Origin of the sequence: Ralstonia sp. 22086, assembly GCF_052045975.1 — a bacterium.
In the GTDB taxonomy this organism is placed as follows: Bacteria; Pseudomonadota; Gammaproteobacteria; order Burkholderiales; family Burkholderiaceae; genus Ralstonia; species Ralstonia wenshanensis.
In genome coordinates this window covers 246804-258455 of sequence record NZ_JBQEPZ010000005.1, presented here as the reverse complement: position 1 = coordinate 258455, position 11652 = coordinate 246804, and the positions used below count along the sequence as shown (strand labels likewise).

Below are 11652 nucleotides of genomic sequence, written 5' to 3'. Positions count from 1 at the left end.
AACCCAAGGAGGAGACGCCGATGACGCAAGCCCCCGCTCAGGTCACCGCCCAGCAAGCACTGGAATCCCGCCAGCGCATGAAGGACGGCACTGAACTGCTGGTCCGCACCTGGTTGCCCGCGCCCGACACCGGCGAGCCGCGCGGCACCGTCATCCTCGTTCACGGCATGGCCGAACACAGCGGCCGCTATCCGCATGTGGCCAAGGTGCTCACCGACCTTGGCCTGCGCGTACGGGCCTTCGACTTGCGCGGCCATGGCAAGAGCGGCGGCCCGCGCATGGCGCTCGACGCGCAAGACAACTACCTCACCGATCTCGCAGAAATCATCGACGCGGCTGTCGCCGAATGGCACGAGATGCCGTTCGTGCTCGGCCACAGCATGGGCGGGTTGATCGTCGCGCGCTTCACCACCGCGCGTATCCGCCCCGTGCGTGGCGTGCTGCTGTCGTCGCCCGCGCTGCGCGTGAAATTGCCGCCCGGAACGGGCATCGTGCGGGGGATTCTCTCCGCCATCGCGCCGCGGTTGCCGGTGCCCAATCCCGTTGATCCGGCCAAGCTTTCACACGATCCGAGCATCGCCGCCGCCTATCGGGCAGACCCGCTGGTGCAGGGCACAATCAGCGCATCATTGCTGGAGTTCATGCTCAATACGATCACGCAGGCGCAGCAAGACGCGCCGCGCCTCGAAGCGCCGATGCTGTTGATGGCTGGCGGCGCGGATTCGATTGTCGATCCTTCCGGCAGCCGCGATTTCTATGCGAACGCGCCGGAAGATCTGCGGACCTTGGCCTGGTTCGACACCGGCTATCACGAGATCTTCAACGAAGCCGAGCCGCTGCGTAGTGAGGTGTTTGGGAAGATGACGGAGTGGTTGGCTTCGCGGATTTGATTTGAAGTGAGTTGGTTGCACCACAAAAACAAAAACCAATAACACCAAGGAAAAGAAGCACGGAGACATGGACACCTACGACTACATCATCATCGGCGCGGGCTCTGCGGGCTGCGTCCTCGCCAACCGCTTGACCCGCGACCCCGACGTCTCCGTGCTGCTGCTCGAAGCGGGCGGCAAGGACGATTACCACTGGATCCACATCCCCGTCGGTTATCTGTATTGCATCGGCAACCCGCGCACCGACTGGCTCTATCGCACCCGCGAAGAACCTGGCCTGAACGGCCGCTCGCTCGGGTATCCGCGTGGCCGCGTGCTGGGTGGTTGCTCGTCGATCAACGGGATGATCTACATGCGCGGCCAGCGCGAAGACTACGACGGCTGGGCTGCCATCACCGGTGACGATTCATGGAAGTGGGACGCCGTCCTGCCACTGTTCAAGGCCAGCGAGAACCATCACGGCGGCGCGAACGCATGGCACGGCGCAAACGGAGAATGGCGCGTCGAGCCGCAACGCCTGCACTGGCAGGTGCTGGAGACCTTCATCGAAGCGGCTGTGCAGGCGGGCATCCCGCGCACGAGTGATTTCAACCGCGGCGACAACTTCGGCGTCGGCTATTTCGAGGTCAACCAGAAGCGCGGCATCCGCTGGAACACGGCCAAGGGCTTTCTGCGCCCGGCGTCGCAGCGGCCGAACCTGACCATCGTGACGGGTGCGCAGGTGCGGGCGCTGACGTTTGACGGCAAGCGCTGCACCGGCGTGACGTATCGCGGCGCAGGGCAGGACTACACGGTGGCCGCGCGCGAAGAGGTGATCCTTTCAGCCGGCGCGATCAACTCGCCGCAGTTGCTGGAGCTGGCGGGCATCGGCCAACCGGAACGTCTGCAGGCGCTCGGCATCCCGGTGCGCCAAGCATTGCCGGGTGTGGGAGAAAACCTGCAGGACCATCTGCAACTGCGCAGCGTGGTCAAGGTGAACGGCGTGCCCACGCTCAACACGCGCGCCTCCAAGTGGTGGGGCAAAGCGCTCATCGGCATGCAATACGCGTTCAACCAGAGCGGGCCGATGAGCATGGCGCCATCGCAGCTGGGCGTGTTCGCGCGCTCGAATCCGCACGTGGCGCGTCCCGATGTGGAGTACCACGTGCAGCCGCTTTCGCTCGACAAGTTTGGCGATCCGCTGCACGCGTTCAATGCGTTTACGGCGAGCGTGTGCAACCTGCGGCCGACCTCGCGCGGCACGGTGCACGTCACGTCCGCCGACCCGTTTTCTGCGCCGAGCATTGCGCCGAACTACTTGTCGACAGAGGAAGACCGCAAGGTCGCGGCGGATTCGCTGCGGCTTACGCGCCGCATCGTTGCGCAGCCGGCCTTGGCGCAATACCGGCCGGAGGAGTATCTGCCCGGCGCGGCGTTTCAAACCGATGAGGAACTCGCCCGCGCCGCCGGCGAGATCGGCACGACCATCTTCCACCCGGTCGGCACGTGCCGCATGGGGCGCGCTGACGATGCAAACGCGGTGGTCGACGCGCAATTGCGCGTGCGCGGTATCGAGGGGCTGCGGGTGGTCGACGCGTCCGTCATGCCGACGATTACGTCAGGCAATACCAACTCACCGACGATCATGATTGCGGAGAAGGCGAGCGAGATGATTCGTGCTGCGCGCAAGGCGCGTGCACGCGGTGAGGCCGTGCCAGCCTGACGCCGGTTCCGTTGCCGATGACACGGGCGTGACACACCGCCCGTGTCCACTGGATACGCAATCGGCATTGCCCCGATACGTAACTCTACGTAACCCACTCCTGCGAGCCGCAAAGTCAATACCGGCGCGGGTTTCCGAGGCGTAAGCGGTGTGTAATCGTCTCGGTAAAAACCCCGATGTTTTGCAACGCAACAGCCGTTGACAATCATCCGCACCATAAAAAGGGCGGGAGACAAGAGGGAATCATGGCGCAGGACATCATTCTCGAAACGCGCGGACTGACCAAGGGCTTCAAGGGCTTTACCGCCGTGTCCGACGTCAACTTGCGCGTGCAGCGTGGGTCCATCCATGCGCTCATCGGCCCGAACGGTGCCGGCAAGACGACCTGTTTCAACCTGCTGACCAAATTCCTGGTGCCCACGCGCGGCACGATTCTGTTCAACGGCGTCGATATCACATCGGAAAAGCCGGCACAGATTGCGCGCCGCGGCGTCATCCGCTCGTTTCAGATCTCCGCCGTGTTTCCGCATCTGACGGTGATGGAAAACGTTCGCGTTGGGCTGCAACGGCAACTCGGTACGGCGTACGCGTTCTGGCGCAGCGAGCAGTCGCTCAATAGGCTGAACGCGCGTGCGATGGAGCTGCTCGAGCAGGTGGGGCTGACGGAGTTCGCGCACACCGTGACGGTGGAGCTGCCCTACGGCCGCAAGCGCGCGCTGGAAATTGCCACCACGCTGGCGATGGAGCCCGAGCTGATGCTGCTCGACGAGCCCACGCAGGGCATGGGCCACGAAGACGTGGACCGTGTGACGGAGCTGATCAAGCGCGTCGCGCAGGGCCGCACGATCCTGATGGTCGAACACAACATGAATGTGGTCTCGTCCATCGCCGACAAGATCACGGTGCTGCAGCGCGGCCAGATCCTGGCCGAAGGCCCGTACGAAGACGTCTCGAAGAACCCGCAGGTGATGGAGGCCTATATGGGCACCGCCGATGCGGCGCTGGAAGGCCATTGAGGCTGTTGAGGCTACCTGATCGACGCCGATCGATCACGCGACGCGGCTGCGTGCCGCGTATCAAACGTAAGCGAACGCTAGACCCGAACACACGAGAACACTGAATGAGCACGCCCGCGCTCCAGATCAAGGACCTGCACGCCTGGTACGGCGAATCGCACATCCTGCATGGTGTCGACCTGACCGTGAACCGCGGCGAGGTTGTCACGCTGCTCGGCCGCAATGGCGCGGGCCGCACCACCACGCTGCGCGCCATCATGGGGCTGGTGGGCACGCGCAAGGGCTCCATCGTCGTACATGACACAAGCGGCCAGGGCGTGGAAACGATCGACCTGCCCACGTACAAGATCGCCCACTGCGGCATCGGCTACTGCCCAGAAGAACGCGGCATTTTCTCGAGTCTGTCGTGCGAAGAGAACCTGATGCTGCCGCCGGTGCTGAAGGGCCAGGTGGCCAAGACCGGCAATGCCGGCATGAGCATCGACGAGATCTACGAGATGTTCCCGAACCTGGCCGAGCGCCGCCAGAGCCAGGGCACGCGTCTATCGGGTGGCGAGCAGCAGATGCTGGCGGTCGGGCGCATCCTGCGCACCGGCGCGAACCTGCTGCTGCTCGATGAGATTTCCGAAGGGCTGGCCCCGGTGATCGTGCAGGCCCTGGCTCGCATGATCCTGATGCTCAAGAAGCGCGGCTACACGGTGGTGATGGTGGAGCAGAACTTCCGCTTTGCCGCGCCGCTGGCAGACCGCTTTTATGTGATGGAACACGGCCGCATCGTCGAGCGCTTCGAAGCGGCGCAATTGCAGGACAAGATGCCGGTGCTGCACGAGCTGCTCGGCGTTTAAGGTGTTTTCCCGATCGATTTGCAAGACCCTTGCGCCAGCGTGATCCGCGGCGCGTACGACACAGGAGACAAGACCATGACACTCAAGAAGCTGGCTGGTGCATTGATGGCGGTAGGGCTGGGCGCGGCAGCATTCGGCGCGCACGCACAGGTAAGCGGCGACAAGGTGAAGATCGGCTACATCACCGATCTCTCGGGTCTGTATGCCGACATCGACGGGCAGGGCGGTGTCGAAGCGGTCAAGATGGCGATCGAGGATGCGGGCGGCAAGGTGCTCGGCAAGCCGATCGAACTGGTGACGGCTGATCACCAGAACAAGGCCGACATTGCCGCTTCGAAGGCGCGCGAGTGGATGGATCAGCAAGGCCTGGACATGCTGCTGGGCGGCACGAACTCCGCCACGGGCCTGGCGATGAACAAGGTGGCTTCCGAGAAGAAGCGCGTGTTCATCGACATCGGTGCCGGCACGGCGCGCCTGACCAACGAAGAGTGCACGCCGTACACGATCCACTATGCATACGACACCGTGGCGCTGGCCAAGGGCACGGGCAGCGCGGTGGTCAAGCAGGGCGGCAAGTCGTGGTTCTTCCTGACCGCCGATTACGCCTTCGGCCACTCGCTGGAGAACGACACCACGGCCGTGGTCAAGGCCAACGGCGGCACGGTGGTGGGTTCGGTCAAGCACCCGTTGTCGGCGTCGGACTTCTCGTCGTACCTGCTGCAGGCACAGGCATCGAAGGCGCAGATCCTGGGTCTGGCCAACGCTGGCGGCGACACGATCAACTCGATCAAGGCGGCCAAGGAATTCGGCATCACCAAGACGATGAAGATCGCCGGCCTGCTGATGTTCATCAACGACGTGCACAGCCTGGGCCTGCAGACGGCCGAAGGCCTGCTGATGACCGACAGCTGGTACTGGGACATGAACGACGCCACGCGCAAGTTCGCCAACCGCTACTTCATGAAGATGAAGAAGATGCCGAGCAGCTTGCAGGCCGCGGACTATTCGGCGGTGTCGAACTACATCAAGGCCGTGGCGGCTGCCGGCACGGATGATCCGGACAAGGTCATCGCCCAGCTCAAGAAGACCAAGATCGACGACTTCTACACGAAGGGCTACATCCGCCAGGACGGCCGGGCCATCCACGACATGTACCTGCTGCAGGTGAAGACGCCGGCCGAATCGAAGAAGCCGTGGGATTACCTGAAGGTCGTGGCGACGATCCCGGGCGAACAGGCCTTCACCACGCCGGCCGAGTCGAAGTGCTCGCTGATGAAGAAGTAAAAGCGTAGGCAATCCGGCGCCGCCGTCCGTGTGGATGGCGGCGCCATCAACGTTGTTGGTGTGGTGTTCTCTTCCTGACCGCGATGGAAATCTTCGGCGTTCCGCTACCGGCCATGCTCAGCCAATTGTTGCTGGGTCTGGTCAACGGTTCCTTCTATGCGATGTTGAGCCTCGGCCTTGCGGTCATCTTCGGGCTGCTCAACGTCATCAATTTTGCGCACGGGGCGCTGTTCATGCTGGGCGCGGTGCTCACGTGGATGGGCTTCTCGTACCTGGGCGTGCCGTACTGGGCGATGCTGGTGCTCTCGCCGCTGGTGATCGGCCTGCTGGGCGTGGTGATCGAACGCACGCTGCTGCGCTTCATCTACAAGCTCGATCATCTCTATGGCCTGCTGCTCACGCTGGGCGTGACGCTTGTCATCGAAGGCGTGTTCCGCGCTATTTACGGCGTGTCGGGCCTGCCGTATGACACGCCCGAATTGCTGCAAGGTGCAACCGACCTCGGCTTCATGATGCTGCCGAACTATCGCGCCTGGGTGGTGGTGGCGTCGCTGGCGGTGTGCTTCGCCACGTGGTTCATGATCGAGAAGACCAAGCTGGGCGCCTACCTGCGTGCCGGCACCGAAAACCCGAAGCTGGTCGAAGCCTTTGGTGTGAACGTGCCGCTGATGGTCACGCTCACCTACGGCTTTGGCGTGGCGCTGGCCGCGTTTGCTGGCGTACTGGCCGCGCCCGTCATCCAGATTTCGCCGCTGATGGGGCAGAGCATGATCATCACCGTGTTTGCGGTGGTGGTGATTGGCGGCATGGGGTCGATTCTCGGTTCGATCATCACCGGGCTGGGCCTGGGCGTGATCGAGGGGCTGACCAAGGTGTTTTATCCACAGGCGTCGGCGACCGTGGTGTTCGTGATCATGGTGCTGGTGCTGCTGGTGCGTCCGGCGGGCCTGTTCGGTAAAGAGAAATGAGCGGCGCGGCCAACATGACCAACTCTTCTTCCCTCAAATACGTTTTGTACGGCCTGCTGCTGGTGGCGCTGATTGCCGCGCCGCTGGTCGGTGCGTATCCGGTGTTCGTCGCCAAGCTGCTGTGCTTCGCGCTGTTTGCCTCCGCATTCAACCTGCTGCTGGGCTACACGGGGCTGCTGTCGTTCGGGCACGCTGCCTTCTTTGGCGGCGCGGGCTATGTGGCCGGCTACATGATGCGCGACCTGCACGTGACGCCCGAGCTTGGCCTGTTGGCCGGCACCGCGGCGGGCGCGTTCATCGGTCTGGTCGTGGGCCTGTTGGCCATCCGCCGCCAGGGCATCTACTTTGCGATGATCACGCTGGCGCTGGCGCAAATGCTGTACTTCTTCTGCCTGCAGGTGCCGTTCACCGGCGGCGAAGACGGCCTGCAAGGCGTGCCGCGCGGCAAGCTGTTCGGCGTGCTGGACCTGTCGTCCGACCTGACGCTGTATTACGTCGTGCTCGCCATCGTGGTGCTGGCCTTCCTGCTGATCGTTCGCACGATCCACTCGCCGTTCGGGCAGATTCTCAAGGCCATCAAGGAGAACGAGCCGCGTGCCACGTCCCTCGGCTACGACACCGATCGCTTCAAGCTGCTGGCCTTCGTGCTGTCGGCGGCGCTCACGGGCCTGGCCGGCTCGCTCAAGACGCTGGTGCTTGGCTTCGAGACGCTCACCGATGTGCACTGGTCGATGTCGGGCTCGGTCATCCTGATGACGCTGGTGGGCGGCCTGGGTATCCTGTCGGGTCCGCTGCTGGGCGCGGCGCTGGTGATTGCGCTGGAAAACAAGCTCGGCGACGTCGGCAGCTTCCTGGCCGGCGCGACCGGCATCGACGGCTTCAATATCCTCGGCGAATCGGTCACCACGGTCACGGGCGCGATCTTCGTGATCTGCGTGCTGACCTTCCGCCGCGGCATCATGGGCGAAATCGCGGCGCGGGTGCCCTGGTTGCGACGTTGACGCCACAATGCCAGAAGATGCCAGCGAGTTTCACCCAAACGGCTGAACTTGGTGCCTGATGCACCGTAAGGGTTTGCTCTAGTTGCTGCATTGCGGTGCATCTTTTACAGTCGCGTTACGGTTTTCGCACGAGATAAATGAGGCGGGAGCGAGGAGACGACAGCACACACCGCACGTACGGTGGAGATGCAAAATAGATAAAGGCCCTGCCAGGCGATCCCCGGCAGGGCCTTTTAGTTTGTGCGCTCACTTTTTCGCATGAGCGCCAGCCAGCAGTGCCCGGCCCCGGGCGCTGACCGTCACCAGACGCAGTTCAGGCGCAGAGCCGGTGGCGCAGTCCACCAGCCCGTCGATACACGCATCTTCCCAGATCGACAAACGCGGACACGACGTCCGCCACGTTTCCAGCACTTCGGCGTAGGGCCGCGGCCGCTCGGCCAGCGACTGCAGCAATTGCAGGGTGAGAGCGTGGGTCGGATCGGCCATGACGGGCTCCGGCGGAAGGGGGGACGTGTCCATTCTGGTTCGCGCGCATTCACAAGAGAAATGCATTCGGTGTCGACGCCTATGCGCACGCTGCATGACAATGGCGCCTTCGCCAGAGCCGCTCATGACCCTGTCCACCCGCCTTGCCACGCCCGAAGACCGGCCGCGCCTGCTGGCCGCCGTTACGTCTGCCGCCTCGCCGCTGCAGTTGGCGCATGCCGTCGATACGCTGCTCGCCCATCCGAGCGTGCATCCGTGCTTCCTGATCGAAAGGGGCGAGGTGTTGATCGGAGTGGCTCCGATGACGCTCGTGCCGCATCTGGTGCTGGGCGGTTTGGTGGCGTGGCTGCAGGCGGGCGTGATGGTGTTTTCCGATGACACGGCCACGCGTGATGTGGCGTTGGCGGCTGTCAATGAGTACGCCAGAGCACATGGCATACTTCACGTCCTTCTGCCGCCCGCGGCGCTTTCGGCTGAAGACGCCGCAGCGCTCGGCTTTGCGCCCGACGCATCGGGCTGCTGGCGGCGCAGCGCGCGGCCGTCGCCCAAGTCGCTGGGCTAATCCTTCCTGCTTCGTTTCTCCTGATGGAATTTGCTTTGCTCGCCGTGGCCGGTTTTCTGGCCGGCCTGATCGATGCCGTGGCCGGTGGCGGCGGCCTGGTGCAGATCCCCGCGCTGTTCTCGGCGTATCCGAACATCGCGCCCGCCACGCTCATCGGCACCAACAAAGTCGCGTCGATGTCGGGCACGGCGACGGCGGCGGTGCGCTACGGCCGCACGGTGCGCATTTACTGGGGCGCGACGGCGCCGGCGGTGGTCACGGCGTTTGCGTTTTCGCTGCTCGGCGCGTGGGCGCTCATGCATATCCCGGCTGAGCCGCTGCGCCGTGCGCTGCCGTTTGTGCTGGCGGTGCTGCTCGTCTACACGGTGGCCAAGAAGAACCTGGGCGCAGATCATGCGCCAAGCCTCAAGGGCTGGCGCGAGCGGGCGGCGGCATTGCTGGCCGGCGCCGCGATCGGCTTCTACGACGGCGTGTTTGGCCCGGGCACCGGCAGCTTTCTGATGATCGTGTTCGTGCGCGTGTTCGGATACGACTTCCTGCACGCGTCGGCGTCCACCAAGATCGTCAACCTCGCGACCAACGTGGCGGCATTGCTGCTGTTAGCCGCCAAGGGCCACGTGTGGTGGCAGCTCGGCTTGGTGATGGCGGTTGCCAACGTCGCCGGCAATCAGGTCGGCAGCCACCTCGCGCTGCGGCACGGCAGCCGCTTCGTGCGCAAGGTGTTCATCGTGGTGGTGCTGGCGTTGATTCTGAAGACGGCCTACGACGCCTTTATCCGTTGAGTTGCTTTTCGAGCGCCACGCTGCGCTCTGTAACGACGTCGCCCGTGTGCTGCGTGGTCACCGTTTCGATCAGCATGATTCCGCATTCCTCGTCGGCAACCGGAAAGTGACGCACGCCGCGCGGCACGACGCAGAATTCGCCGGGGCCGAGGTGCACATCGGCGCGGTCTTCGAAGGCGATTTTCAGGTGGCCGTAGACCACGAAGAACAGCTCGTCTTCATTCGGGTGGTCGTGCCAGACGAATTCGCCCTTGAGCTTGGCGACCTTGATGTACTGATCGTTGACTTGGCCGACGACGCGCGGCGACCAATAGTCCGTGACCTGTTCCAGCGCCTGCGCGACCTGTACGGCGTGTCCTGCGAGCATGTTGCGCTCCGATGTGTGGGAAGGCACTGAAGATAAGGGCGGGCGCCGCGCATTCCCAACCAAACTTTCTAATCGCGCTGATCACGCAGGCTAATGCGCGGCGCATTGTCACCGTGTTGCCGCACGGGCGGGCTACGCTGCAAGGTTTCGCTTTTGCCCGCGCAGCATCATGGCCCTGAGTCTCGACGACATCCGCACGCTCTTTGACCGTCACGGCAACATTGCCTACAGCGGCGAGCCCGTCACGCAACTCGAACATGCCCTGCAGACGGCCGCGTTGGCGGAGGCCGCCGGCGCGTCGGACGCGCTGGTCACGGCGGCGCTGCTGCACGACCTCGGTCATTTGCTGAACCTGCAGGGCGAGACGCCAACCGCGCACGGCATCGACGATCAGCACCAGTACTTTGCGCTGCCGTTTCTGCGTGCGACGTTTCCCGATGCCGTGCTGGAGCCGATCCGCCTGCATGTGGATGCCAAGCGATGCCTGTGCGCGATGGACGCGCATTACTACGCGCGCCTGTCAGCCGATTCTGTACGGAGCCTGGCATTGCAGGGCGGTGTGTTTTCAGCGCACGAGGCCGAGGCCTTCATGCAGCGTCTGTACGCGGCCGATGCCCTGCAACTGCGCCGGTGGGATGACCTCGCCAAGGTGGCCGGGCAGCGCACGCCTGATCTTGCGCACTTCCTGGCGACGGCCGCGCGGGTTTCAGTGGCAGCCTAGGCTGCGCAGCGTCGTGCCCACGGCGTCGTCCCATGGGGTGTGCGGTTCAGCGCCGAGTGCTTGCACGAGCTTGGCGTTGTCCATGCGCACCGGGTGCTGCCACAGGTAGCGCATCTCGCGCATCTCGCGCAGCATCTCCGAGAACGGCGCCAGCGCGGGCATCAGCCACCACGGGAATGCGCGCGTCTTGACGGGGTGGCCCACTGCGCGGCCAATCGCGGCGGCCATTTGCGTGCCGTCGGCATCCCAGTGGCCGCGCATGTGATAGACGGCAAAGTCCGGCAGACGGTCGCCTTGCTCGACCAGGCGCAGCATCGTTTCGGCCACGTCCGGTAAGTACGCCCATTGATGGCCGATGCCGGCAGCACCCGGCTGCGTGACGGTGCGGACGGGCTTGCCCGGCTTGACTAGCGCGCCGGCAAACCACGTGTTGCTGGTTTGCGGCCCGAAGAAATCACCCGCGCGCACGATCAGGCTGCGCACGCCCTCGGCGCTGGCGGCCTGCATGCGGCGCTCCAGCTCTGCGCGGATCTTGCCCTTGCGGGTGAGCGGTGCCTGCATTGTCGTTTCGCGCAGCACGGGAAACGTGTCCGGCGCGAAGTTGTACACCGTGCCCGGCAGCACGATGCGTGCACCCGAGGCGCGGGCCGCGGCGATGGTGTTGTCGATCATCGGCAGCACCAGTCCGGCCCAGTTCTGGTAGCCCGGCGGGTTGACGGCGTGGATGATCAGTTCTGCCCCTTGCGCTGCGCCGACCACGTCTTCGCGCACCATCGCGTCGCCGCGAATCCATTCGAATGCGGTGTTGCGGTTCGTCAGCGCATCCGGATTGCGCTGCAGCGCCCGCACATGCCAGCCGCGTGCCACCAGCCGACGTGCCACTTCACCGCCGATGCCGCCAGTGGCGCCCAATACCAATGCGATACGTTGTGCCTGTTCCATGACCGTGCTCCTGATGTGAGAGAGAGCGTTGCGATGGAGGCATTCTGGGCGCGACTGTGCTTCAATGGAATTGTTGATGATGAGCG

13 protein-coding genes are annotated in these 11652 nt (G+C 64.2%); 10 read left to right on the top strand and 3 right to left on the bottom strand.

Translation table 11 applies throughout. The annotated features are described in order from the left end of the window. Nucleotides 1-20: 20 nt before the first annotated feature. From ACTJK6_RS21955 to ACTJK6_RS21925, 7 genes are all read left to right on the top strand, one after another. Nucleotides 21-890 carry a lysophospholipase gene (locus ACTJK6_RS21955; RefSeq protein ID WP_440840168.1) on the top strand — a complete coding sequence of 290 codons (870 nt, stop codon included), beginning with the start codon at nt 21-23 and terminating at the stop codon, nt 888-890. A 67-nt stretch (nt 891-957) separates the two neighbouring features. Beyond that, the gene (locus tag ACTJK6_RS21950) at nt 958-2592 is read left to right on the top strand and encodes a GMC family oxidoreductase (RefSeq protein WP_440076414.1); all 1635 of its coding nucleotides are present in this window, start codon (nt 958-960) and stop codon (nt 2590-2592) included. Nucleotides 2593-2837: 245 nt separating this feature from the next. After that, nucleotides 2838-3608 carry an ABC transporter ATP-binding protein gene (locus ACTJK6_RS21945; protein ID WP_092976200.1) on the top strand — a complete coding sequence of 257 codons (771 nt, stop codon included), beginning with the start codon at nt 2838-2840 and terminating at the stop codon, nt 3606-3608. A gap of 104 nt (nt 3609-3712) precedes the next feature. Further along, the gene (locus tag ACTJK6_RS21940; protein WP_440840167.1) at nt 3713-4453 is read left to right on the top strand and encodes an ABC transporter ATP-binding protein; all 741 of its coding nucleotides are present in this window, start codon (nt 3713-3715) and stop codon (nt 4451-4453) included. 75 nt (nt 4454-4528) lie between these two features. Next, entirely contained in the window at nt 4529-5737 is a 1209-nt protein-coding gene (locus ACTJK6_RS21935; protein WP_253535762.1) for an ABC transporter substrate-binding protein, read from the top strand. An 83-nt stretch (nt 5738-5820) separates the two neighbouring features. Beyond that, the gene (locus ACTJK6_RS21930) at nt 5821-6705 is read left to right on the top strand and encodes a branched-chain amino acid ABC transporter permease (RefSeq protein ID WP_260803590.1); all 885 of its coding nucleotides are present in this window, start codon (nt 5821-5823) and stop codon (nt 6703-6705) included. A gap of 14 nt (nt 6706-6719) precedes the next feature. Further along, nucleotides 6720-7706 (top strand): branched-chain amino acid ABC transporter permease, encoded by a 987-nt coding sequence (locus tag ACTJK6_RS21925; RefSeq protein ID WP_232041408.1) that lies wholly within the window; start codon nt 6720-6722, stop codon nt 7704-7706. 246 nt (nt 7707-7952) lie between these two features. Here ACTJK6_RS21925 and ACTJK6_RS21920 read toward each other — a convergent pair whose 3' ends face one another. Beyond that, nucleotides 7953-8192: a hypothetical protein gene (locus tag ACTJK6_RS21920; RefSeq protein ID WP_440840166.1), complete on the bottom strand. Its 240-nt coding sequence runs from the start codon at nt 8190-8192 to the stop codon at nt 7953-7955. Nucleotides 8193-8316: 124 nt separating this feature from the next. Between ACTJK6_RS21920 and ACTJK6_RS21915 the strand changes: the two genes are divergently transcribed. Continuing rightward, nucleotides 8317-8754, top strand: a complete 438-nt coding sequence (locus ACTJK6_RS21915) for a hypothetical protein (RefSeq protein WP_414561282.1) — start codon at nt 8317-8319, stop codon at nt 8752-8754. Between the two features lie 23 nt (nt 8755-8777). Next, nucleotides 8778-9536, top strand: a complete 759-nt coding sequence (locus tag ACTJK6_RS21910; protein ID WP_414561281.1) for a sulfite exporter TauE/SafE family protein — start codon at nt 8778-8780, stop codon at nt 9534-9536. On the opposite strand, the gene ACTJK6_RS21905 is transcribed toward ACTJK6_RS21910, so the two are convergent. After that, entirely contained in the window at nt 9526-9903 is a 378-nt protein-coding gene (locus ACTJK6_RS21905) for a cupin domain-containing protein (protein WP_232041404.1), read from the bottom strand. The genes ACTJK6_RS21910 and ACTJK6_RS21905 overlap by 11 nt on opposite strands. 169 nt (nt 9904-10072) lie before the next feature. Here ACTJK6_RS21905 and ACTJK6_RS21900 point away from each other — a divergent pair, with 169 nt between their 5' ends. Then, a complete protein-coding gene (locus ACTJK6_RS21900) occupies nt 10073-10624 on the top strand; it encodes a phosphonate degradation HD-domain oxygenase (protein WP_260803587.1) in 552 nt (183 codons plus the stop codon). Here the strand turns inward: ACTJK6_RS21900 and ACTJK6_RS21895 are convergent. Next, entirely contained in the window at nt 10610-11566 is a 957-nt protein-coding gene (locus tag ACTJK6_RS21895; protein WP_440840165.1) for an SDR family oxidoreductase, read from the bottom strand. The genes ACTJK6_RS21900 and ACTJK6_RS21895 overlap by 15 nt on opposite strands. Nucleotides 11567-11652 lie beyond the last annotated feature (86 nt).

Coding starts and splice junctions, on each gene's coding strand:
- ACTJK6_RS21955 (WP_440840168.1), top strand. CDS start 21: ATGACGCAAGCCCCCGCTCAGGTCACCGCCCAGCAAGCACTGGAATCC.
- ACTJK6_RS21950 (WP_440076414.1), top strand. CDS start 958: ATGGACACCTACGACTACATCATCATCGGCGCGGGCTCTGCGGGCTGC.
- ACTJK6_RS21945 (WP_092976200.1), top strand. CDS start 2,838: ATGGCGCAGGACATCATTCTCGAAACGCGCGGACTGACCAAGGGCTTC.
- ACTJK6_RS21940 (WP_440840167.1), top strand. CDS start 3,713: ATGAGCACGCCCGCGCTCCAGATCAAGGACCTGCACGCCTGGTACGGC.
- ACTJK6_RS21935 (WP_253535762.1), top strand. CDS start 4,529: ATGACACTCAAGAAGCTGGCTGGTGCATTGATGGCGGTAGGGCTGGGC.
- ACTJK6_RS21930 (WP_260803590.1), top strand. CDS start 5,821: ATGGAAATCTTCGGCGTTCCGCTACCGGCCATGCTCAGCCAATTGTTG.
- ACTJK6_RS21925 (WP_232041408.1), top strand. CDS start 6,720: ATGACCAACTCTTCTTCCCTCAAATACGTTTTGTACGGCCTGCTGCTG.
- ACTJK6_RS21920 (WP_440840166.1), bottom strand. CDS start 8,192: ATGGCCGATCCGACCCACGCTCTCACCCTGCAATTGCTGCAGTCGCTG.
- ACTJK6_RS21915 (WP_414561282.1), top strand. CDS start 8,317: ATGACCCTGTCCACCCGCCTTGCCACGCCCGAAGACCGGCCGCGCCTG.
- ACTJK6_RS21910 (WP_414561281.1), top strand. CDS start 8,778: ATGGAATTTGCTTTGCTCGCCGTGGCCGGTTTTCTGGCCGGCCTGATC.
- ACTJK6_RS21905 (WP_232041404.1), bottom strand. CDS start 9,903: ATGCTCGCAGGACACGCCGTACAGGTCGCGCAGGCGCTGGAACAGGTC.
- ACTJK6_RS21900 (WP_260803587.1), top strand. CDS start 10,073: ATGGCCCTGAGTCTCGACGACATCCGCACGCTCTTTGACCGTCACGGC.
- ACTJK6_RS21895 (WP_440840165.1), bottom strand. CDS start 11,566: ATGGAACAGGCACAACGTATCGCATTGGTATTGGGCGCCACTGGCGGC.